19 protein-coding genes, 2 tRNA genes and 1 other annotated feature are annotated in these 22,223 nt (G+C 55.5%); of the genes, 7 read left to right on the plus strand and 14 right to left on the minus strand.

Translation table 11 applies throughout. The features are described 5' to 3' along the window. Positions 1–26: 26 nt before the first annotated feature. From FHN83_RS02980 to ldtA, 4 genes are all read right to left on the minus strand, one after another. Positions 27–983, minus strand: a complete 957-nt coding sequence (locus FHN83_RS02980; protein WP_139563199.1) for a fimbrial protein — start codon at positions 981–983, stop codon at positions 27–29. Next, positions 967–3,501 carry a fimbria/pilus outer membrane usher protein gene (locus FHN83_RS02985; RefSeq protein WP_139563200.1) on the minus strand — a complete coding sequence of 845 codons (2,535 nt, stop codon included), beginning with the start codon at positions 3,499–3,501 and terminating at the stop codon, positions 967–969. The genes FHN83_RS02980 and FHN83_RS02985 overlap by 17 nt, the downstream gene beginning before the upstream one ends. Before the next feature lie 39 nt (positions 3,502–3,540). After that, on the minus strand, positions 3,541–4,218 hold the full coding sequence (locus FHN83_RS02990) for a molecular chaperone (RefSeq protein WP_139563201.1): 678 nt from the start codon (positions 4,216–4,218) through the stop codon (positions 3,541–3,543). 201 nt (positions 4,219–4,419) lie between these two features. Continuing rightward, positions 4,420–5,373: a L,D-transpeptidase gene (ldtA, locus tag FHN83_RS02995; protein ID WP_139565410.1), complete on the minus strand. Its 954-nt coding sequence runs from the start codon at positions 5,371–5,373 to the stop codon at positions 4,420–4,422. A gap of 237 nt (positions 5,374–5,610) precedes the next feature. Here ldtA and shiA point away from each other — a divergent pair, with 237 nt between their 5' ends. From shiA to FHN83_RS03010, 3 genes are all read left to right on the plus strand, one after another. Continuing rightward, positions 5,611–6,921 (plus strand): shikimate transporter, encoded by a 1,311-nt coding sequence (gene shiA / locus FHN83_RS03000; RefSeq protein ID WP_139563202.1) that lies wholly within the window; start codon positions 5,611–5,613, stop codon positions 6,919–6,921. Positions 6,922–6,994: 73 nt separating this feature from the next. Beyond that, positions 6,995–8,449 (plus strand): AMP nucleosidase, encoded by a 1,455-nt coding sequence (locus FHN83_RS03005; RefSeq protein ID WP_039030225.1) that lies wholly within the window; start codon positions 6,995–6,997, stop codon positions 8,447–8,449. 18 nt (positions 8,450–8,467) lie between these two features. Beyond that, positions 8,468–10,234 (plus strand): aminopeptidase P family protein, encoded by a 1,767-nt coding sequence (locus FHN83_RS03010; protein ID WP_139563203.1) that lies wholly within the window; start codon positions 8,468–8,470, stop codon positions 10,232–10,234. Positions 10,235–10,319: 85 nt separating this feature from the next. Here the strand turns inward: FHN83_RS03010 and FHN83_RS03015 are convergent. Then, positions 10,320–10,395 (minus strand) — tRNA-Asn (locus FHN83_RS03015). An 80-nt stretch (positions 10,396–10,475) separates the two neighbouring features. Continuing rightward, positions 10,476–11,951, minus strand: coding sequence for an EmmdR/YeeO family multidrug/toxin efflux MATE transporter (locus FHN83_RS03020; protein WP_039030227.1), 1,476 nt, complete (start codon positions 11,949–11,951; stop codon positions 10,476–10,478). Between the two features lie 193 nt (positions 11,952–12,144). On the opposite strand from FHN83_RS03020, the gene FHN83_RS03025 reads away from it, so the two are divergent. Then, positions 12,145–12,220, plus strand: a tRNA-Asn gene (locus tag FHN83_RS03025). 110 nt (positions 12,221–12,330) lie between these two features. On the opposite strand, the gene FHN83_RS03030 is transcribed toward FHN83_RS03025, so the two are convergent. The 4 genes from FHN83_RS03030 to dacD form a co-directional block, all read right to left on the minus strand. Next, entirely contained in the window at positions 12,331–12,666 is a 336-nt protein-coding gene (locus FHN83_RS03030; protein ID WP_039030228.1) for a DUF496 family protein, read from the minus strand. A gap of 166 nt (positions 12,667–12,832) precedes the next feature. Further along, the gene (locus tag FHN83_RS03035; RefSeq protein WP_139563204.1) at positions 12,833–13,891 is read right to left on the minus strand and encodes an FUSC family protein; all 1,059 of its coding nucleotides are present in this window, start codon (positions 13,889–13,891) and stop codon (positions 12,833–12,835) included. Between the two features lie 102 nt (positions 13,892–13,993). Beyond that, positions 13,994–14,467, minus strand: a complete 474-nt coding sequence (sbmC, locus tag FHN83_RS03040) for a DNA gyrase inhibitor SbmC (protein ID WP_139563205.1) — start codon at positions 14,465–14,467, stop codon at positions 13,994–13,996. Between the two features lie 121 nt (positions 14,468–14,588). Beyond that, positions 14,589–15,755, minus strand: a complete 1,167-nt coding sequence (gene dacD / locus FHN83_RS03045; RefSeq protein WP_039030231.1) for a serine-type D-Ala-D-Ala carboxypeptidase DacD — start codon at positions 15,753–15,755, stop codon at positions 14,589–14,591. A gap of 210 nt (positions 15,756–15,965) precedes the next feature. Here dacD and sbcB point away from each other — a divergent pair, with 210 nt between their 5' ends. Then, on the plus strand, positions 15,966–17,390 hold the full coding sequence (sbcB, locus tag FHN83_RS03050) for an exodeoxyribonuclease I (protein ID WP_139563206.1): 1,425 nt from the start codon (positions 15,966–15,968) through the stop codon (positions 17,388–17,390). Positions 17,391–17,477: 87 nt separating this feature from the next. Here the strand turns inward: sbcB and FHN83_RS03055 are convergent, their stop codons facing one another. The 4 genes from FHN83_RS03055 to FHN83_RS03070 all read right to left on the minus strand — a co-directional run bounded on the left by FHN83_RS03055 (position 17,478) and on the right by FHN83_RS03070 (position 20,892). Then, the gene (locus FHN83_RS03055; RefSeq protein WP_039030232.1) at positions 17,478–18,836 is read right to left on the minus strand and encodes an APC family permease; all 1,359 of its coding nucleotides are present in this window, start codon (positions 18,834–18,836) and stop codon (positions 17,478–17,480) included. Continuing rightward, positions 18,826–18,888 carry a membrane protein YoeI gene (gene yoeI, locus FHN83_RS28925; RefSeq protein WP_138370007.1) on the minus strand — a complete coding sequence of 21 codons (63 nt, stop codon included), beginning with the start codon at positions 18,886–18,888 and terminating at the stop codon, positions 18,826–18,828. Before yoeI ends, FHN83_RS03055 begins: the two co-directional genes overlap by 11 nt. Before the next feature lie 218 nt (positions 18,889–19,106). Then, positions 19,107–20,027 (minus strand): LysR family transcriptional regulator, encoded by a 921-nt coding sequence (locus FHN83_RS03065; RefSeq protein ID WP_039030233.1) that lies wholly within the window; start codon positions 20,025–20,027, stop codon positions 19,107–19,109. A gap of 40 nt (positions 20,028–20,067) precedes the next feature. Beyond that, positions 20,068–20,892, minus strand: coding sequence for an SDR family oxidoreductase (locus FHN83_RS03070; protein WP_138369976.1), 825 nt, complete (start codon positions 20,890–20,892; stop codon positions 20,068–20,070). Positions 20,893–21,066: 174 nt separating this feature from the next. Here FHN83_RS03070 and hisL point away from each other — a divergent pair, with 174 nt between their 5' ends. Together hisL and hisG are read left to right on the plus strand one after the other, a co-directional pair. Continuing rightward, positions 21,067–21,117: a his operon leader peptide gene (gene hisL / locus FHN83_RS03075; RefSeq protein WP_001364200.1), complete on the plus strand. Its 51-nt coding sequence runs from the start codon at positions 21,067–21,069 to the stop codon at positions 21,115–21,117. Further along, positions 21,093–21,216: a sequence feature (His leader region), on the plus strand. Its footprint overlaps the gene before it by 25 nt. A 45-nt stretch (positions 21,217–21,261) precedes the next feature. Further along, positions 21,262–22,161: an ATP phosphoribosyltransferase gene (gene hisG, locus FHN83_RS03080; RefSeq protein WP_039030235.1), complete on the plus strand. Its 900-nt coding sequence runs from the start codon at positions 21,262–21,264 to the stop codon at positions 22,159–22,161. The last annotated feature ends 62 nt before the right edge of the window (positions 22,162–22,223 follow it).

A 22,223-nucleotide genomic window follows, 5' to 3' on the forward strand; every position in this document is an offset into this window, starting at 1 on the left:
GGCATGATGTTGAGACATTGAACATTTCATTGGTATGTCAGTGTCAACGTTGCGGAAGTATTAGCTTCGCCGACGGTGACGGTTTTTCTGGTTTGGTAATAACGGGCAGTAAGAGGAAAGGCTTCTTTTCCGCCGCTGGATGTTTTTAATGCAAGCCTGGAATTAATAACGAGTGGTTTACCGTCATATAATAATTGCACTCCAACGCCTTGCGCGATATTCGTACCTCCTTGATTATTTAAGGCCATTACGCTGGCATCGCTGACATCCGGATTCTGTTGCCCGTTCAGCGTGACATTTATATTGGCGGAACCATCACAATCTAATCCGAGATTCTGGGTACTGGTTTTTGCCGGAGTAAATCCTGTAGTTGTACCAAAATCTGCTTTTGAAACATTGCCTATCGGAAACGTTAAATTAGGCGTAGTCACTGAACATGCAACCTGGGTTATACTCCCACCCGTCATGTTTATTCTCACTACCGTAATGTCTGATACCGTCCAGGTGCCAATGAGTCCGGTACTTAACTGACCAGACTGAATATCACCCGTTTTTATCAACTTATAGATAATCGGGGGGAGTCTTACAGATGCCAATGGCGTATTATCAGTGGACGCTGGATTGTCAAGATATCCCCATGCAAGATCGACAGATATCGCTACGCCAGGAATATTGGTCGCATAAGCATGATTAATTGATGTTGGTACGCCACCAAGATAAAGCATCTTATAATAATTAGTGTTGATATCGCCATTACAGCCCAGCAACATTGAACCCGCCGCCGTTGAGTCTGAATATATTACTGTTCCAACGGGCACATCTCTTTGCACGGTAACGTTATCAGGTGAAAAGCTCAGATTTTGCGTTCCCTGCCCGGAAACAAATGAACAATCAGCAAAAGCATTAAAACTGAAGCACCAAAATATCATTATCATTAAGGCACCAACGCGTTTATAGCCGATAAATTTATTTGCATATTTCATTGATTAAAACCACTCCAGAATCCGCTTCAGATCCCTGAAGCAAATAATTAACTCGACATTCTTCATTCGCTTCCATACCCCAGCGTGCAATTAACTCACCGCGGTTTTCCAGGCCGGTCAGGTAGACCTGGCCCTGATCCCCCACAATAAATCCGGCTGAATTTTTATCGGTGGCAACAGTGACTGTGGCCCCGAACGGAACGGGTTGCCCCGTTGCCCTGGTCAGAGTCATTAATACGCGAGTGCCCACATTGGCTTTATATACAGCTCTCACCACCGCGCCCCGCGTGGGAATGACGGTCTGGGTAGTTAATTCCAGCTCAACGTCATCCGGCAGTGTTTCAGTGTCCAGACTCAGGCTGTTCTTACGATACAGCGAGACATTGCTGGCGATGGTATAACCCCGGTAATCGGTATTCACGCCGGTCTGGCCTGTTACGCCCACCCCCGACGCGCCCGGGGCTTTAATCAGTGCAAGGGTTTCACCAAAAGGCTGCGCCAGCGTCACACCGTCGGCATGCACTATAACGCCTCCATTCAGGCCATAGTTAACCCGCTGCATATTATCGTCAGTGCTATACCCGCCGGTGACTTCGCCATAGGTTCCGTGATAGTCAGCGCTAAGGTTACCGCTATGACCAGTTCCGTCATTGCCATACCCTTGCTGTACACCCCAGCTCAGGGCATTTTCCTGCAACGCCGTGCCGCTCAGACCAACCGTATGGGTTGTATCCCCTTTCTTACTGCTATTCAGGCTGTAGCTGGCCCAGGTATTACTCAGGAAACGATCTAAAGGAACACTTATATTTAAAGCCAGGATCTGGTCTTTATCATAGGTTTTCTCCCCGTCGCTACCCTCTGCGCTCGCGTTATTGCTATAGGTATAACTCAGTCCCCAGGTGATACCGTTCCACGCGTTGTTATAGCTGACGCTGTATGAACTCATCGTCTTGTCAGCGTTCCAGTAATCTTCACGGATTGCGCTGCCGGTGATCGAGCCGAAGGCAGGGCCGAGCGTTTGACTCAGCGTCAATTCAGCGCGGTTACGCCGATGATCCTGCAACGACTGACTGTTGCTATCGGCGTCAAGCACGTCCTGCATCCCGTAATATCCCGCGGTGGAATAGCGATAGCTGGTCGCCGAGAAATTGGTTCCGGTATCGGTAAAGTTTTTGCTATAGCGCACGCGCCAGGCTTGCCCGCTTGTTTTATCCTGCGTCTCAGGGCTCGACCAAGCCTGGGTAACGTCCACAGACAACGCCCCGATCTCACCCATATTTTTACCAACGCCGATAGCGTAGGACTGATAGGGGCTGGACGCCTGTATACCGCCATAAAGGGTTAAGCCCTTCGGTAGACCATACATAGCGGTTCCCTGCATCAGCGGGCGCTTTTCTGCCTGGCTATCACTGGGACGATATTGCCCCCCCGTCAGGCTGTACTTCAGTCGCCCCTCTCGCTGCAGAACAGGCACAGAGGCATAGGGCACGACAAAATCCTGTTCGCTGCCGTCCGCTTCTTTCACCGAAACACTTAAATCACCCGCACCGCCGGTAGGGTACATATCGGTAATTTCAAAGGCGCCGGGGGCAACATAGCTCTGGTAGATGGTGTAGCCATTCTGGCGGATAACCACCTGAGCGTTGGTACGCGCAATACCGCGAACCACAGGGGCATAGCCTTTCTGGCTGTCGGATAGCATCTCATCGTCGGAGGCCAGCTGCCCACCGCGAAAAGGAATACTGTCAAATACGTCGGAAGGCGATGAACTGTCGCCGAGCGTCAGCTGGCTTTTCAAAGGAACGATATTGCGCTGGGCATACGTATAAACCGTATCCCACTGCGCTTTACCATCAGAATCGCGGCGCCATGTCATATAATTACGCAGACGCCAGGGGCCAATATTCACGCCCGGACGCAGATTCGCGTACTGACTCTGGCTGTTACTGGAGGTGCTATTTCTGCCCCAGGTGTTATCACCGCTGATGCTGTAATTCAGCAGCAAGGCGTTAATGCCTTCGTCCCACATTTCTGGCGCAACATAGCCGCGCGCCTGGGATGTAAGTGCCGCCTGAGGAAAACTCAACAATAGTTTTTGCGCACCAAAGATGAAATCGGCAGTCGCCTTTGGGATCGCCGCAAGATTTGCGCATTCAGGATCTTTATCGAGTCCGGGAAAGAGATCGGTTTTGACACCATAACTTTGCAGCAATCCTATCGACAGACACGGCTGGAGGCTTTGATCGCCTTCGGCCTTTGCCACCGATTTAAAATCAATCTCGCGGGTATCCACCGTCTGATCGTTTACCACGACCTCAACGCGATATTTACCTGGCACCTGCGCTCCACGTGCAAAAGAGGAGAGATCAATACCTCTCATCGAGGGGTTACCCACTTCGAGCAGTGCCGGATTAAAATACTCTTCGGCACTGGCGCTCTGCATAATACCCGGCAACGCCAGCGCAATTAAACAGGCCAGACGAGTCGGTGTAAACCAGGAGTATAATATCTTGCGCATAAAAATTCTTATCCCATGCCCCTGCAGAGTTTCCCCTCTTTAAATAGCGGCGTGATGAGTCTTTCCTACCCCACCAAAATCATTGATCAGTTTGAATGTTACAGGCCCTGAGCTTACGCCAGCCGGTAATGAAAACGTTGCAGACGCCCCCGGTGCAACATAGGTGGGTTCAGGTACTTTTTTTCCCGCAACGGTAATCTCATTAAAATTCATATAATAATTCCCGGGATTACTCACCGAAATATTGTTAGAGGAACGTGTCCATTTCAGCTGGTCAGCAAAATCTTCCGGGTTTTTTCTTTTTAACGAAGCCGGGCGGTATATTAATTTGATGCGGGTTTTCACCGCAATCTGCAACGAGTTTGCTTTTCTTTCCGCCGCTGGAATGGCTTTAATATTTAGCCAGAACATTGATTCTTTATTGTCCGGTACACTCCCCGCGCGGACAATCCTCATGGTATTTTCCTGTCCACGATCCAGTCGATACAGGGGAGGTGTAATGACAAAGGGAATTTTCCCGCTGCTATTATCCGGGTTATCGAACCATGACTGAATAAGATAAGGAACGCTATCTGGATTTGAAACGCCGATTGCCGCTTCCTTTTTCCCGCCGTCGTAAATTACGCGCGTTCCGCCAATATTAACGCCCGCACACACTGACGAGGCGCAAAATAGCGCCAGCAAACCTGTCAAAAGGTTATTTCTGATATGTTGCATAATTAACCAGTGGATTTTAGCTGAAAAAGATACCTGCGCTGTCGTTACAGGGTGATAAATAGTTCGGCAGAGTATTTAGCTTTTTAGCAAATCCAACAATCAAAGCGCAGCGTAATTTTATGCTAAGAGATGCTTTACCCTATTTATAAAGCAAAAACCCGCGCAGAGAAGCTTGCGCGGGTTTTGACTGATGTTGTCAGCTCATTGGCCGAGCGTTGCCACCAGCGGCGTCTCGCGCGCGCCATAGCCGATATTTACCGGCATACCCGACCGGCGCTCCAGTGCTCCGTCAACCTTCACCGCATCCACAGTCCCATCGGTGAGCTGCGCGCGCAGCCCTGCCGTCATCGGCAACGGCACTTTATTGCTGGATTCAAATTCCGCGCGATTGCGCGACAGCGGTTCGTGAACTTCGACCCACCGGCTGCCGTCCGGCTCGGTGGTGACTTTAACCGGCTGATCGATAAGCTGCACCCGGGTTCCGACCGGGACATTGTCGAACAGGTATTTAATATCGGCGTTACGCAGACGAATGCAGCCCTGGCTCACGCGCAGCCCGATGCCAAAGTTTGAATTGGTACCATGAATAGCATACAGCCTGCCGATATACAGGGCATATAGCCCCATCGGGTTGTCCGGCCCTGCAGGCACGAAGGCTGGCAGCGTTTTGCCCTCTTTGGCGTAGGCCCGACGGGTGTTTGGCGTTGGTGACCAGGTTGGCCCGTCCTGCTTGCGCTCAACGGCGGTGACCCAGTTGCGCGGCGTCTCGCGCCCGGCTTCACCGATACCGATTGGGAAGATCTCAACGGTGTTGCTCCCTTTCGGATAATAATAGAGACGCATCTCCGCCACGTTGACCACAATGCCCTCGCGCACCGTCGGCGGCAGGATCAGCTGCTGCGGCACAACCAGCTGTGTACCGGCTTTGGGTAAAAACGGATCGACACCCGGGTTGGCCTCCAGCATATTGCTGAGCCCCTGCCCGTGCTGCGCCGCAAACGCCTCCAGCGGCAATTTATTATCATGCGGAACGACGATCGTCTGCGCGCTTCCTACCAGGCGGCTCCCTTCAGGCGGCAACGGATAGCTCACCGCCAGTACATTCTGGCTCACCAGTAAAGCAGTAATAAAACCCAACTTCTTAATACGACCCATCATTCCCTTCCTCTGTCGCTCCACGTGTCTGACAAGCATAGTCTTGTTGCTGCGTTTATAGCCAGCCAACAAATCATCATTACGATGAATATCACCCGTTTAGCTCATGCCGGGATAAAAACGTTTTCAGCTGTCCGCTGTCGCGGTAGTCTCTTACCCGCCGCTGTTTAAAGGCAACGGTAATGTGAGCGATCTTCTTCCTATACCTATAAGAAAATAACCTCAGACAGGATCACTATGGATACCACCCTCGCTTCCTCGTCCCCCGACGGGGCAACACCATCGCTTCAGCGCGCACGCCGCGCGGCCCTTGGCAGTTTTGCCGGTGCGGTAGTCGACTGGTACGATTTTCTGCTGTACGGCATTACCGCCGCGCTGGTTTTTAACCGCGAATTTTTCCCGCAAATAAGCCCGGCAATGGGCACCCTCGCCGCCTTTGCCACCTTTGGTGTCGGCTTTCTCTTTCGCCCGCTGGGCGGAGTGATCTTCGGCCATTTCGGCGACAGGCTGGGCCGCAAACGGATGCTGATGCTGACGGTGTGGATGATGGGGATCGCCACGGCGCTGATTGGTATTCTTCCCTCTTTTGCCGCTATTGGCTGGTGGGCACCGGTTCTGCTGGTCACCCTGCGCGCCGTTCAGGGTTTTGCCGTCGGCGGCGAATGGGGCGGCGCGGCGCTGCTGTCGGTTGAAAGCGCCCCGGCACGTAAAAAAGCCTTTTACAGCAGCGGCGTACAGGTGGGTTATGGTGTGGGTCTGCTGCTCTCCACCGGACTGGTGTCGCTGATAAGTACCCTCACCACAGACGAACAGTTCCTGAGCTGGGGCTGGCGCATCCCGTTCCTGTTCAGCATTGTACTGGTGCTGGGGGCGCTGTGGGTACGTAAGGGGATGGATGAGTCTGCCGAGTTCGAACAGCAGCGACAGCAACCCGCAGAGCAGCGCCGCCTGCCGGTGATGGACGCGCTGATCCGCCATCCCGGCGCGTTTTTGAAAATTATCGCCCTGCGCCTGTGTGAACTGCTGACCATGTATATCGTCACCGCCTTCGCGCTAAGCTACTCGACCCAGAACCTGGGCCTGCCTCGCGAGCTGTTTTTGAATATTGGCCTGCTGGTGGGCGGCATCAGTTGCCTCACTATCCCCTGCTTTGCCTGGCTGGCGGACAGGTTTGGCCGCCGCCGGATCTATATCACCGGTGCGCTAACAGGTGCCCTGAGTACCTTCCCCTTCTTTATGGCCCTCGAAGCCCAGTCTGTTTTCTGGATTGTAGTCTTCGCCATTATGCTGGCGAATATTGCTCATGACATGGTGGTGTGCGTCCAGCAGCCGATGTTCACCGAACTGTTTGGTGCCAGCTACCGCTACAGCGGCGCAGGGGTTGGCTATCAGGTGGCGAGCGTGGTGGGAGGCGGATTCACGCCGTTTATCGCCGCCGCGCTGGTGACCTTCTCCGGCGGCGACTGGCAAAGCGTGGCTATCTATCTGCTGGCCGGGTGCCTGCTCTCTGCTGCGACCTGCCTGCTGATGAAACGCGCCGACGCCTGATCTCACTTTTGTTTCACATACAGGTGACATACTATCGGGTAACGCCGTACACCTGTGGAACAAGGAGACAGAGATGAATAATAAGGGCTCCAGCCTGACCCCGGCTCAGGCACTGGAAACGCTGGATGCGCTGTACGACCAGGCGGTCAACGCCCTGCGCAGCGCCATCAGCAACTATATCAAAGACGGAACGCTCCCCGATCCAGAGGCCAGAATGAATGGCCTCTTTGTTTATCCGTCACTTTCCGTGACCTGGGATGGTAGCGCCACCAATCCACCAAAAACCCGCGCCTATGGCCGTTTTACCCATGCCGGATGCTACTCCACCACCGTCACCCGTCCGACGCTTTTCCGTCCTTATCTGGAAGAGCAGCTGACGCTGCTGTATCAGGATTATGGCGCCCATATCACCGTAGAGCCATCGCGCCATGAGATCCCCTATCCGTACGTTATCGACGGCTCAGAGCTGACCCTGGACCGCTCCATGAGCGCGGGCCTGACGCGCCACTTCCCGACTACCGAGCTGTCGCAGATCGGCGATGAGACGGCGGACGGGATCTACCATCCCGCGGAATTTTCCCCGCTGTCGCACTTTGACGCCCGCCGCGTCGATTTCTCACTGGCGCGCCTGCGCCACTACACCGGCACGCCCGCAGAACACTTCCAGCCGTTCGTGCTGTTTACCAACTACACCCGCTATGTGGATGAATTTGTGCGCTGGGGCTGCAGTCAGATCCTCGATCCCGACAGCCCGTACATCGCCCTCTCCTGCGCGGGTGGGATCTGGATCACCGCCGAAACCGAAGCCCCGGAACAGGCCATCTCCGATCTGGCGTGGAAAAAGCACCAGATGCCCGCCTGGCACCTGGTCACCGCCGATGGGCAGGGCATCACCCTGATTAACATCGGCGTAGGTCCGTCTAACGCCAAAACCATCTGCGATCACCTCGCGGTACTGCGCCCGGACGTCTGGCTGATGATTGGTCACTGCGGCGGGCTGCGTGAAAGCCAGCTGATTGGCGATTACGTGCTGGCCCACGCCTACCTGCGTGACGACCACGTGCTGGATGCGGTGCTGCCGCCGGATATCCCTATCCCGAGCATCGCCGAGGTGCAGCGGGCGCTGTACGACGCCACTAAAGAGGTGAGCGGCATGCCGGGCGAAGAGGTTAAGCAGCGTCTGCGTACCGGAACGGTTGTCACCACCGACGACCGTAACTGGGAGCTGCGCTACTCGGCGTCGGCGCTGCGCTTTAACTTAAGCCGCGCGGTGGCGATCGATATGGAGAGCGCCACCATCGCCGCCCAGGGTTACCGCTTCCGCGTGCCCTACGGCACCCTGCTGTGCGTCTCCGATAAGCCGCTGCACGGCGAAATTAAGCTCCCCGGCCAGGCCAACCGTTTCTACGAGGGGGCCATCTCCGAGCATCTGCAGATTGGCATTCGCGCCATCGATCGGCTGCGCGCCGAGGGCGATAAATTACACTCGCGTAAACTGCGTACCTTTAACGAGCCGCCGTTCCGCTAATCATAAAAAAGGAAAGTTATGCAAACCCCATCACCGCTCTCCGCCCTGCGCCAGTGGCTGGAAACCCAGGCGCTGGATGGCATTATCGTGCCGCGCGCCGATGCCTTTCAGAGTGAATATTGCCACCCGCACGACGATATTCTCGCCTGGCTGACCGGCTTCGACGGCTCGGCGGGCCACGCCCTGATCCTGCGCGATCGCGCCCTGCTGTTTGTCGACGGACGTTATCAGGTTCAGGCCCGTGAACAGGTTAATCTGGCCGAGATTGAGATCCTGCACCTGCACAACGATCCGCTGGCGGAATGGTTGCAGCAGAACGTGGCGGCAGATACCCGAATCGCTTTTGAAGCGATGCTGATGACCAACGTCCAGTACGAAGCGCTGAACGCCAGCCACTGCGAGTTGGTCGCCCTGAATGACTCCCCGTTCGATCTGCTCTGGCAGGATCGTCCGGCCCCGCCTGTGGGTGCCATCCGCGAAATGCCGTTGGCGATCAGCGGCGAGAGCAGCGCCGATAAACGCCAGCGCGTGGCCGCTATTCTGGCAAAACAGAACGCCGATTATCTGGCCATCACTCAGCCGGACAACATCGCCTGGCTGCTCAACGTGCGCGGCAGCGATATCCCGATGAGCCCGGTGCCAAACTCGTTTGCCCTGCTGAGCCACGAGGGTGCGGTGGAGTGGTTTGTCGCGCCAGAGAAAACCCGCGGACTTCCGTCCGCGCTGCTGGAGAGCCTGACGTTATCGCCTGAAGCGGATTTCCTGACGCGCAGCCAGCAACTCTGTGTGGGTAAACGACTTATGATTGATGCCGATACAGCGCCTGTCGCCCTGCGCTTTGCCGTTGAATCGCAGGGCGAGATCGTCTGGCACGCCGATCCGATCACCGCGATGAAAGCACACAAAAACCCTGTCGAGCTGGCGGGCTACCGCGACAGTCACCATCAGGATGGCGTGGCATGGGTCAACTTCCTTGCCTGGCTGGCGCACGAGGTGCCGCGTCGCGAAGCCGCTGACAACCCGATTACCGAACTGGAGGCCCAGGCGCAGCAGCTTATCTTCCGCCAGCAGCGGCCGGGCTTTATCGAACAGAGTTTTGCCACCATATCCGCCTCCGCCGGCAACGCGGCGATGTGCCACTACCACTCCAGCGAGCAGACCAATACCGCCATCACCCGCGCGCATTTTTACCTCAACGATTCCGGCGGGCAGTATCACAACGGTACCACCGACGCCACGCGCACTCTGGCTTTTGGTCCGCTGAGCGAGCAGTGTCGACTGCATTACACTGCGGTGTTGAAAGGCTTTTTATCGCTCATTTCCCTGCAATTCCCGACCGGGACATGCGGGCATCAGATTGATGCTTTTGCGCGGTCTGCGCTGTGGGAGCTGGGGCTCGATTTTGATCATGGCACCGGACATGGCGTCGGCCACCAGTTGCTGATCCATGAAAATCCGCAGCGGATCGCGAAGAAGGTCAACCCCTGGCCGCTGGTGGCAGGCAATATCATGACTATTGAGCCGGGCTATTATCTGGCCGATGCGTACGGTATCCGCATTGAAAACCAGGTGGAGGTGGTAGAAAGCGTGCCGGGCTTCTGCCGCTTCGCGTCGCTGACGCTGGCCCCGATTGATCTGAGCCAGGTGCAGCTGGCGCTGCTCAGCGATAAAGAGATTAAGTGGCTGAATGATTACCACCACCGGGTACGCGAGGCGCTCTCGCCGCACGTTAGCAGTGAGGCCCGTCCGTGGCTGATCGCGGCAACGGCGCGCGTGCACCGGTAGCCTGTACTCGCCCTCTCCTGGCGGAGAGGGCAATCAGAAAAAGCAAAAAGCCCGCTTAAGTTTCCTTAAGCGGGCTTCTTAAATATGGCTCCTCTGACTGGACTCGAACCAGTGACATACGGATTAACAGTCCGCCGTTCTACCGACTGAACTACAGAGGAATCGTGTGAACGGGGCGAATATTAGCGATGCCACCTGGCGATGTCAAAGGCAGAATGCAGTTTTTGCATCGTTTGCCGATTTATTCCCCAGTTTGCACATTCGCTATCCGTTCCTCGGGGATTACCGCCGCATTTTCACGCGCAGGTCGCGGATATTTCCACAGCCAGCGTCCGCTGACCATGCGCCAGTAGAACAACGCGCCGCGTACCGCCCAGTCGAGGAACATCCCCAGCCAGACACCCACCACGCCCATACCCAGCATGATCCCCAGGGTATAACCGGCCACCACGCGACAGCCCCACATCCCGAGCATAGAGACCCACATGGCAAAGCGGGCATCGCGCGCCCCTTTCAGCCCGGCAGGCAGCACCCAGGACGCCGCCCAGATCGGCATAAAGGCGGCGTTAAGCCAGATGAGGATCACCACCACGTCCTTAACGTCCTGCTCATGGGTATAGAACGACGCCAGCAGGCTGGCGAACGGCGCAGTGCCCCAGGCAATGGCGGTAAGCCCGATCGTCGAGAGCCAGAAGACGTGGCGCAACTGGCGCTCCGCCTGGCCGATCTGCCCTTTCCCGAGCCGTTTACCGGTGATGATGGTGGAAGCGGAACCCAGGGCGTTACCCGGCAGGTTGATCAATGCGGCGATGGAAAAGGCGATAAAGTTACCGGCGATGACGTCGGTCCCCATCCCGGCCACAAACATCTGGGTCAACAGTTTGCCGCCGTTGAACAGCACCGACTCAATACTGGCGGGCACGCCGATGCCCATCACTTCCCAGATAATGGCGAAATTGAGCGGCTTGAAATAGCTTTTGAGGCTGATACGCAGCGCCGGATTAAAACCAACCGCCAGCACCACAATAATCGCGATGGCACCGATATAGCGGGAGATCGTCAGCCCCAGACCGGCCCCGACAAACCCGAGCCCGTCCCAGGAGAAAATCCCGTAGATCAGCACGCTGCTGATCATGATGTTGAGGATGTTCATCCCGCCGTTAATCAGCAGCGGAATTTTGGTATTCCCTGCCCCACGCAGCGCCCCGCTGCCAATCAGCGCAATGGCCGCTGCCGGGTAGCTGAGCACCGTCATTTCAAGATACGACAGCGCCAGGGCTTTCACCTCGCCGGTGGCCTCACCGGCAACCACATTGATGATCTCTTCGCCGAAATAGTGGATCACCGCCGCCAGCACAATGGAGAACAGGGTCATGATCACCAGCGACTGTCTGGCAGCCGCCCGGGCCCGGCGCGGATCGCGCTTACCGAGGCTAAATGCCACCACCACCGTGGTACCCAGATCGATGGCCGCAAAGAAGGAGATGATGACCATATTGAAACTGTCGGCCAGCCCCACGCCCGCCATCGCCTCTTTACCGAGCCAGCTCACCAGGAAGGTGCTGAGCACGCCCATCAGCAGAACGCAGGTATTTTCCAGAAAAATAGGCACGGCCAGGGGGGTGATTTCGCGCCAGAAGAGAACTTTGTAGCTCTTACGTTTGCTATACCAGCGCGTGCGCATCACGGCCTGGCGTAAAGCGGAGGTGACGTTCAAAATGGACCTTAGAGAGAGAGTTGAAACTACATTTCAAATAATGAGGGAGAAATGCAGATCCTGCAAAGTATTTCCCACAAAAATATGTTGGTAATTACGACAAACTGATGACAGAATCGGCAGTTGAACAATCCTGGCTAAGATCAGGTTTGACAAAAGTTTTTTCGCCGCTAAGATAACGCTCCACAACGATTCCTCTGTAGTTCAGTCGGTAGAACGGCGGACTGTTAATCCGTATGTCACTGGTTCGAGTCCAGTCAGAGGAGCCACATTTAAGAAGCCTGCTTTCGAGCAGGCTTTTTGCTTTTCCGGGGCGGATAAACGGCGGCCAAAAAAAAGCCCCCCGACAGGTCGGAGGGCTTAGTCTGTTCAGCGGCGATTATTCGCCTTTGACTTCAGCGTGCTTCATCTCGCCCATCACTTTCAGCTTTTTCGAGATTTCACGACGTTCTTTAGAGATCTCAGCGTTTTTGATGATGTAATCATCTACGCGGTCTTCGTAGTCGCTTTTCATGCTGGCAATGATGCCCTGGATTGCTTCAACGCTCATGCCTGGTTTGATGTAATCGCTCAGGTTGTCCAGCAGCAGAACTCGCTTCTGGTTGTCACGGATCTTCTTCTCAACGTCCTGGATTTCACGTTGCAGTTTGTTCTTGCGGCGGAACAGGCGGACGAATTCCAGAACATCCTGGAACGAAGGCTTAGTAGTTTCCATTTTTACACCCCTGATAATGTGAGATTCGGATTCGTTTAAACAACCGCTATGGCATTAACTTACTGATAGCGATTGCTGATGACAATAATTTTTCCTTTGTCCCTATCATAACCTCAATTTCTGCTGAATCGAAGCAGCAGACAACGCAACCGCGCATAGCCGCTTTTTATTTGCGCAGTGCCCGGCAGATAAGATGTGACAGTAATTCCAGCTGGCGGGCAAGTTCCATGCTCAACCATACATAGCCGTGAATGGGCGTTTCCGCCACGTTTTCACTGCGGTGATCGTTCATCAGCTGACGCAGCTCGGCAACAATTTCATTCCGCCGCTCGGTGTTGGCCAGTATGGGCTGCGGATTGCCTTCGTAAAGCGCATGGGCGATGGTGAGCAGCGTTTGCTGAGTCATCTGTTGCGTCTCTTTGAGGGTCCTGGCATTCAGCATCACAAAATGGCTGGCCCGGGAGGACCAGTGCGCGTTGATCTGCAGTTCGAGCATGCAGACCAGGTTGCGGCTGACGGTCTGGATCGCCTCGAAGATGGCTCGCTGAATATGGGTCTCTTTGCTGGCCGGGGTAATCAGGCCACGCATTTTTACCACGTCGTTGAGGATGGTTTGCAGGTGCTTTTCCAGCCGCGGACGCTCAACCAGGTTGGGTGAAAAGCCCGCCTGATAGACCCGGTTAAAGGCGGTGACGTAGTTCGCCATCTGGATACGCCAGTGTAAAAACGCCCGCTGCGGCCAGATGCCGGTAAACAGCATCGCCAGCAGGGAACCGAGGATCACGTCGCCGCTTCGCCACAGCGCGGTCTGCATGTCCCCGGTCGGCGCGCCAATAACCACCGCGAGGGTGATGCCGATAAGCAGCGCCTGGTAGGGGCGTTTACCGAGCGCCAGCCAGCCGCAGAGGAACATGGCCGCCGCGCACCACAGCAGCATCAGCGGTAGAGAGATAAGCTCCAGCTTCAGGGCAATTAACCCCAGCGCCGAGCCCAGAATGGTGCCGCCAATACGCTCGTACGCGCGCGGAACCACGTTCCCCCAGAAAGAGATGGGCCCCATGATGACCACCAGGGTGATCAGCGGCCATGTTCCTTCCGGCACGTCCAGCAGACGCACCAGTAAGAAGGTGAGGATAAACGCCAGCGCGATACGGCAGCCGTGTACGGTGCGGTAATGACGATACAGTCGAATTTCAAAAGGTGTCAGAGACTTGTCGGGGCGCACAGGCTCTCCAGCTTTACGGCAAACCCTGATTGTACTGCGTTTTCTGCCGGAGTTGTGCCCCCCGGCAGAAAAACCCTGGAAAGAGTAAGAATTAGTGGCCTCTTACGCGATACGGTTCTGGACCGGAATAAACATCTCAATATCCCAGTAACCGTCGGCGTTGCCGTCATTCAGATAGCGTTCAAAGCAGGCTTTTGGCGCGATCTGGTAATCGACATCTTCAAGCAGGCTATCGAAAAACAGGTTCCACGGGGTGGCGAAATCGTGGTTCTCGACGCGGGCTTTCGCCACCGCGTAGTCGCCCTCTGCCACTTCGGTGAGGATCACCCCTTCGCTGTTAGGTGGGATAACAAAATCGTCCGGCACGGTGACAACCGTGTCGCAGCGCAGCTTTTCAGCAGGAACTTCATCGGGATTATCGTAGTAAACCGCCACCCACTCCAGGGGTTGGATCTGACGCCCTTCCACCCACATCATCAGTTGCTCAAAACCCTGCTTAACGGTTTGTTCCCATGGGCCAACCATATGAAAACCGGCAATTTTGCGTTTATTCTGGTGCGTGATCCTGTAGTCCATGCTGCCTCCGATTGTTTACTGTATATACATACACTGTAATGCAGAGAAAAGCGGTTTAACAATAATGAACTGTTTATTATGCGAGCAGGCTCGCACAGTCGCCAGCCTGCTCCTTCATACGTTATGCCTTATGGTGCAGATAATCGCTCAGACGCGAGAACATCCCGCCTTTACCGACGCTTTCCAGCGTCACCAGCGGCCAGTGGGCCACGACTTTATCGCGATCGTATAGCTCGATCTCCCCTACACGCTGATGGGCGGCAATCGGCGCTTCCAGCTCTTTCTTGTCCAGCACGTATTTGGCCTTAATGTTCGGCACCTCCGCCTTCGGCAGCGCCAGCCAGAAATCCTGATCGGTGCCGAGTGAAATACGCTCCTTATCGCCGTACCAGATGCGCTCGTTGCCCACCTGCTTGCCGTTACGCAGGATCTGCACGGTATCGAAATTCTGCTGTCCCCAGTGGAGAAGTTTGCGCGCCTGATCCTCGCGACCTTTCGGGCTTTCGGCTCCCATCACGACGGCAATCAGACGGCGCTCACCGTCAACGGCGGAGGCGATCAGGTTAAAGCCGGCGCCGGAGGTGTGCCCGGTTTTCAGGCCATCCACGCTGAGCGACTTATCCCACAGCAGGCCGTTACGGTTCTGCTGGGTGATGCCGTTCCAGGTCAGGCTCTTTTCGCTGTACATGTGATAAAACGCCGGCTCGCCGTGGATGATGGCGCGGGAGAGCACCGCCAGGTCGAAGGCGGAGCTGTGCTGGCCCGGCGCATCGAGACCGTGGACCGTTTCAAAATGGGTATCGCGCAGATTCAGCTTTTTGACGTAATCATTCATCATCGTAACGAACTGCGGCTGCCCGCCCGCCACATAGTCGGCCAGCGCCACGCAGGCGTCGTTGCCGGAGTCAACAATCAGGCCGCGGCTAAGGTCGCGCACAGAAACGCGCTCGCCTGCTTTCAGGAACATCAGCGAGGAGCCGTCAAAGACCGGATTGCCCTTTGCCCAGGCGTCCTGCCCCACGGTGACCATGTCTTCCGGCGTGATACGGTGGCTGTCGATAGCGCGATCGACCACATACCCCGTCATCAGCTTGGTCAGGCTCGCCGGATTGCGCTGCTGGTGTTCATTGCCCGCCGTTAAAATTTGCCCCGTCGTATAGTCCATCAGCACCCAGGATCCCGCCTGGATAGCCGGCGGCTGCGGCGCATAGTTAATTGGGTCGGCAGCCAGCGCGGATGAAATGCTCAAAGTGAGTAAAGAAACAGCAATAAACAGACGGCGTTTCAACGGTGTATCCTCAGGTCGTTTAAAATCGTTGACCTTTTTACGGAACTTTTCAGGTTGATTCCTGGATTAATTGCAAAAAAATGTGACAGTACGCATAGTTTTCCCGGACGATGCTTCGCAAATTTGCACGGTTACAGCGCATTTCCTTCGGCGTGCCAGGCCGGATGGTTTACCATAGTGAGGTCACTCATAAACAGGATGGTATTACTGGTGTCTGACTCCGCCGCGCGCCCTACATTTTTATTTCACGATTACGAGACCTTTGGCACCAGCCCGTCGCTGGATCGCCCCGCTCAGTTTGCCGCAATCCGCACCGATGAAGATTTCAACGTTATCGGCGAGCCGGAGGTGTTTTACTGCAAACCGGCCGATGACTATTTACCCCAGCCCGGCGCGGTGATGGTGACCGGCATCACGCCGCAGGAAGCCCGCGAGAAAGGGGTGAATGAGGCAGAGTTCGCCCGTCGTATTCACGACCTGTTCACCGTGCCCAACACCTGCGTGGTGGGCTACAACAACGTGCGCTTCGATGACGAAGTGACCCGCCATATCTTCTACCGTAACTTCTACGATCCCTATGCCTGGAGCTGGCAAAACCGTAATTCTCGCTGGGATCTGCTCGACGTAATGCGCGCCTGCTACGCCCTGCGCCCGGAGGGGATCAACTGGCCTGAGAACGACGACGGGCTGCCCAGCTTCCGCCTGGAGCATCTGACCCGCGCAAATGGCATTGAACACAGCAACGCCCACGACGCCATGGCGGATGTGTATGCCACCATTGCGATGGCGAAGCTGGTGAAGACCCGGCAGCCGAAGCTGTTCGAGTACCTGCTCAGCCATCGCAGCAAGCAAAAATTAACCACCCTGATTGACGTACCGCAGATGAAGCCGCTGATGCATATCTCCGGCATGTTTGGTGCCTGGCGCGGCAATACTAGCTGGGTCGCCCCTCTGGCCTGGCATCCGGAAAACCGCAACGCGGTGATTATGGTGGATCTGGCGGGTGATATCTCCCCACTGCTGACCCTCGACAGCGACCAGCTTCGTGAGCGGCTGTACACGCCGAAAGAGGCGCTGGGCGAGGATGCCGCCGTCCCGGTGAAGCTGGTGCATATTAACAAGTGTCCGGTGCTGGCGCCTGCCAACACCCTGCGCCCGGAAGATGCTGAGAGGCTGGGAATCGACAGGCAGCGCTGCCTGGCTAACCTGAAATTGCTGCGGGATAATCCGCAGGTGCGCGAAAAAGCGGTGGCGATTTTTTCCGAAGCGGAGCCGTTCATCCCCTCAGAGAACGTCGATGCCCAGCTCTACAACGGCTTTTTCAGCGATGCGGACCGCAATGCCATGAACATCGTGTTAAAGACCGATCCCCGCAACCTGCCCGCGCTGGATATCACCTTTGTGGATGAGCGCATCAGGAAGCTGATGTTTAACTACCGCGCCCGTAATTTCCCCGGCACGCTGGATGAGGCCGAGCAGGAGCGCTGGTTACAGCATCGCCGCAACGTCTTTACGCCGGAGTATTTGCAGGCTTACGCGCAAGAGCTGGAGATGCTCTACGGTGAGTATGAAGGCAACGCGGAGAAGCAGGCGCTGTTGAAGGCGCTGTATCAGTATGTGCAGGAAATTGTGTAAGTTCAGGGCATAAAAAAACCGGAGGCGATGTTCTCCGGTTTTTTTTGCTTTGCCCGGCGGCGCTACGCTTGCCGGGCTCAGGATTTGTTATGCAACGTCTTCGTACTGAGGAACCGGGTTGCGGAAGCTTTTGGTCACGCAGGCCAGGTAAATCAGGCCGATACCACCCCAGATCAGACCCAGAACCATGGAGCTCTCTTCCAGGTTGACCCACAGTGCGCCAACGGTCAGCGCGCCACAGACTGGCAGTACCAGATAGTTGAAGTGGTCTTTCAGCGTTTTGTTGCGCTTCTCACGGATCCAGAACTGAGAGATCACGGAGAGGTTAACAAAGGTAAAGGCAACCAGCGCACCGAAGTTAATCAGGGCAGTCGCGGTAACCAGGTCGAAGTTGATGGCCAGCAGCGCAATCGCACCGACCAGCAGCACGTTCCATGCCGGGGTACGCCATTTCGGATGAACATAACCGAAGAAGCGAGTCGGGAACACGCCATCGCGACCCATTACATACATCAGACGAGAAACGCCTGCGTGCGCCGCCATACCGGATGCCAGAACGGTAACGCTGGAGAAGATCAGCACGCCCCACTGGAAGGTTTTACCGGCAACATACAGCATGATTTCTGGCTGTGACGCGTCCGGATCTTTGAAGCGAGAGATATCCGGGAAGTACAGCTGCAGGAAGTAAGACGCGCCAATAAAGATCACGCCGCCCAGCAGCGCCGTCAGGAAGATGGCACGCGGGATCACACGCTCAGCGTCTTTGGTCTCTTCAGACAGAGAAGAGATACCGTCAAAGCCCAGGAACGAGAAGCACAGGATTGTCGCACCGGTGATCATTGGCACAACGTGCGCGCCTTCAGACCAGAACGGACGTGAGCTTACCAGCGTACCTGCACCTTCACCGTGGGAAACACCGTAGATGATCAGACCGACAATCACCGCCACGATACCCATCTGCAGGATAACGATCAGGGTGTTGAAGTTAGCAACGGTCTTGATGCTGCGCAGGTTAGAGATGGTCATAAAGGCCACCAGCGCCACAACGAAGATCCACGACGGTACGGAAGGCACCAGCGCTTCGAAGTAAATTTTTGCCAGCAGAATATTGATCATCGGCATGAACAGGTAGTCCAGCAGGGATGACCAGCCCACCATGAAGCCAACAGCCGGGCTAATGGATTTCTGAGCATAGGTGTACGCAGAGCCTGCGGACGGGAAGCGGCGAACCAGCTTGCCGTAGCTCAGCGCAGTAAACAGAATAGCGACCAGCGCAAAGGCATACGCCGTTGCAACGTGACCGTCAGTGAGGCCTGATACAATACCGAATGTATCAAACAGCGTCATCGGCTGCATATAGGCAAGGCCCATCATAACAACCGGAATCAACGTAAGCGTTTTACGTAATTCCACGCGAGAGGTTTTTGGAGTTGCGTTATGCGACATAGTTATTCTCCTTTACGGTGAATACCGCCACGTAAGCGAATGATTGCCCCATTTCTTTCTTCCTCAGCGACAACAACTGTCGGATTTTAGTAAATATCTATCCGGTACGAAGCCCGGCCTCTTGGATTTAAATGATTTTCTTACATGCAAAAAAAAATAACCGACGCCTTTTATATCGTCGATTATTTATATGTTTGCAGCGGCGCATTTTGCCCTGGTTTGGGACGAAAAGGCAAGAGTGCATAGGCCCCGTGCAACAAAAAATTCATACTAATCGCTTGATTTATCGGCTTCGCTTTGCCCATAAACCGCAGCAATAGCACTATTTGCTAAAATTTCCTGCCGCCACCATGCACTCGCCAGCCCGGCGGTCTGCTCATTCCAGCCGATCCATACGGAATCATAGCTGGATTGCGTCATCACCTGCTTCTCAATTAAAGCCCCGCTCTCAATAAAGCGCTGAGCTAAATAACGGGGCAGATAACCGCAGCCCAGGCCGCTTATTTGCAGTTCCAGTTTGGTTTTAAAATCGAAGACGGTGATGGCCTCCTGATCGTCAAGCAGCTGTGATGAGGCTGTGAGTGAGTTATCGCCCACCACAATGGCGCGGTAGCTTTTAATGACCCGACGGTTAACCGGCTCCGGCTCCTGGGCCAGAGGGTGGTGCGGCGCGATGACAAATACCTGTTCCAGCTGTCCCAGGCAGGCAAAACCAAAATCGCTGATCCGGGGCGGCTCATGTAACGCGCCAACGACGATATCCGCCCGCCCCTGCACCAGCGCTTCCCACGATCCCGCCAGCACGCCGTTGATAAACTTAAGCCGGGTGACGCTGTGATGCTGATAGAAGGCTTCAATTAACGGAGCCAGCAGTGAAAAAGGGAAAGTGTCGTCTACGCCGATAATCAGCTCGTTTTCCCAGCCCTGATGCAGCTTAACGGCCTGTTTTTCCAGCTCGCGCACGGAATGCAGCACTTCCCGCCCTTTTTCCAGCAGCATCTGTCCGGTGCGGGTAAACCGCGCCCGATGGCCGGTACGGTCGAGGATCTGAATATTGAGGTCGCTTTCGAGCTTATGGACGGTGTAGCTGAGGGCGGAGGGCGTTTTGAAGAGCTTCGCCGACGCCGCAGCAAAGCTCCCCTCTTTTTCCAGTGCATCAAGGATTATAAGGACATCCAGCAGCGGTTTCATGCTCACCCCCTTGTGGTGCGCCTACGCTCCGCCAGCGGCATTACTCCATTGGCATAACCAGCGGATCGGGAAAGAGATACTCAAATCCCAGTTCATGACAGATGCGGTTCCCATCAATCAATTTGCCCTTCCCCTCTCCGGGGGCATCGTGGAAGTGCGGTGGCTCCAGACCAAGCTGACGGGCCATCACCGGATAGAATGTACTGCGTGTTGGATGAGAGGGCGCACATATATTATAGATGTGCCCGCCCTTTGGAGCCTGCAATAGCAGAGTAATCGCGTTAATTACATCCTCCAGATGGACCAGATTGACGCCATGCTGTCCATCAGGCGCTGATTTTCCGGCAAAAAAACGTCCCGGATGACGGCCCGGGCCTACCAGCCCTGCCAGACGTAATATATCCACCTGTGTGCCGGGTAAATTATGCAGCCAGTCCTCCAGCTCTTTTAAAACACGCCCGCTGGCCGTTACCGGCTGGCGCGGCATATTCTCTTTGACGGCGCCTTCGACATCGCCATATACCGAGGTTGAGCTGGTGAAAATAATGCGCGGAATATGATGGGCCAGGGCGCTGTCGACAATTTCCTGCACGGCCTGCAGGTAATAGTTCTCCCCGGGACCGGTGCGACGCGCCGGTAAGGTAATGACCAGCGCATCGACATTCATCAGGGCATCCAGGTCATCGGCGTCGCACACCAGTTCCGGCTCCAGGCGCAACTCCACGCTCTCAATGCCGCACATTCGCGCCGCTTCGACGCCATCTGCAGTGGTTTTACTGCCGGTAACGTGCCAGCCCCGCGCCTGTAACGACATGGCCAGCGGCATTCCAAGCCATCCCAGACCGACAATTGCGACCTTTTTCATGCGTTTTCTCCTGACTTTTACGCCTCTGCTGTAAGGCTACGCCAGCCACGCGGAACTGACAATTGATAGCGCCAATATGAAATCATTTAATGATAAAAAAAAGCCCTTGCTTTATGTAGCGCAAGTGGTTTAGGTTAAACGACATCACATGAATAAGCATTCATCGAGAATTTTATGACACGCGTTCAATTTAAACACCACCATCATCACCATCATCCTGACTAGTCTTTCAGGCGATGTGTGCTGGAAGACATTCAGATCTTCCAGTGGTGCATGAGCGCAAGAAAAAGCCCCCGGAAGATCATCTTCCGGGGGCTTTTTTTTGGACCGTATTCAGGCAAGTTACAACAGGATCATGAGGAACCGACAATGTTAGATAATTCACGTTTACGCATAGCTATGCAGAAATCAGGTCGTCTTAGCGACGATTCCCGCGAACTGCTGGCGCGCTGCGGCATAAAAATCAACCTGCACACCCAGCGCCTGATTGCGCTGGCAGAGAATATGCCGATTGATATTCTGCGCGTGCGTGACGACGACATTCCGGGCCTGGTCATGGACGGCGTGGTGGATCTGGGCATCATCGGCGAAAACGTGCTGGAAGAAGAGCTCCTGACCCGCCGCGCGCAGGGCGAAGACCCGCGTTACTTCACGCTGCGTCGTCTGGACTTTGGCGGCTGCCGCCTGTCGCTGGCCACCCCGGCTGACGAAGCCTGGGACGGCCCGGCCGGGCTGAACGGTAAACGTATCGCCACCTCCTACCCTCACCTGCTGAAGCGTTACCTCGATCAAAAAGGCGTGCAGTTTAAATCCTGCCTGCTGAATGGTTCTGTTGAAGTCGCGCCGCGTGCCGGTCTGGCTGACGCGATTTGCGATCTGGTCTCCACCGGCGCAACGCTGGAAGCTAACGGCCTGCGCGAAGTGGAAGTGATTTACCGCTCCAAGGCCTGCCTGATCCAGCGCGACGGCGACATGCCGGAAGCCAAACAGCAGCTGATTGACCGCCTGCTGACCCGTATCCAGGGCGTGATCCAGGCGCGCGAATCCAAGTACATCATGATGCACGCGCCAACCGAACGTCTGGATGAAGTGATTGCCCTGCTGCCGGGCGCCGAACGCCCAACCATTCTGCCGCTGGCAGGGGATCAGCAGCGTGTGGCGATGCATATGGTCAGCAGCGAAACTCTGTTCTGGGAAACCATGGAAAAACTGAAAGCGCTGGGCGCCAGCTCTATCCTGGTGCTGCCGATCGAGAAGATGATGGAGTAATTCCACTTTTGCTGCCCGGTGGCGCTGACGCTTACCGGGCCTACGGGTCTAGTAGGCCGGAT

Source organism: Leclercia adecarboxylata (assembly GCF_006171285.1).
Classification (GTDB): Bacteria; Pseudomonadota; Gammaproteobacteria; order Enterobacterales; family Enterobacteriaceae; genus Enterobacter; species Enterobacter barmai.

Bases quoted from the DNA above. Each gene is read 5' to 3' on its own strand.
- FHN83_RS02980 (WP_139563199.1), bottom strand. From the start codon at position 983: ATGAAATATGCAAATAAATTTATCGGCTATAAACGCGTTGGTGCCTTA.
- FHN83_RS02985 (WP_139563200.1), bottom strand. From the start codon at position 3,501: ATGCGCAAGATATTATACTCCTGGTTTACACCGACTCGTCTGGCCTGT.
- FHN83_RS02990 (WP_139563201.1), bottom strand. From the start codon at position 4,218: ATGCAACATATCAGAAATAACCTTTTGACAGGTTTGCTGGCGCTATTT.
- ldtA (WP_139565410.1), bottom strand. From the start codon at position 5,373: ATGGGTCGTATTAAGAAGTTGGGTTTTATTACTGCTTTACTGGTGAGC.
- shiA (WP_139563202.1), top strand. From the start codon at position 5,611: ATGGATACCACCCTCGCTTCCTCGTCCCCCGACGGGGCAACACCATCG.
- FHN83_RS03005 (WP_039030225.1), top strand. From the start codon at position 6,995: ATGAATAATAAGGGCTCCAGCCTGACCCCGGCTCAGGCACTGGAAACG.
- FHN83_RS03010 (WP_139563203.1), top strand. From the start codon at position 8,468: ATGCAAACCCCATCACCGCTCTCCGCCCTGCGCCAGTGGCTGGAAACC.
- FHN83_RS03030 (WP_039030228.1), bottom strand. From the start codon at position 12,666: ATGGAAACTACTAAGCCTTCGTTCCAGGATGTTCTGGAATTCGTCCGC.
- sbmC (WP_139563205.1), bottom strand. From the start codon at position 14,467: ATGGACTACAGGATCACGCACCAGAATAAACGCAAAATTGCCGGTTTT.
- FHN83_RS03055 (WP_039030232.1), bottom strand. From the start codon at position 18,836: ATGTCGCATAACGCAACTCCAAAAACCTCTCGCGTGGAATTACGTAAA.
- FHN83_RS03065 (WP_039030233.1), bottom strand. From the start codon at position 20,027: ATGAAACCGCTGCTGGATGTCCTTATAATCCTTGATGCACTGGAAAAA.
- FHN83_RS03070 (WP_138369976.1), bottom strand. From the start codon at position 20,892: ATGAAAAAGGTCGCAATTGTCGGTCTGGGATGGCTTGGAATGCCGCTG.
- hisG (WP_039030235.1), top strand. From the start codon at position 21,262: ATGTTAGATAATTCACGTTTACGCATAGCTATGCAGAAATCAGGTCGT.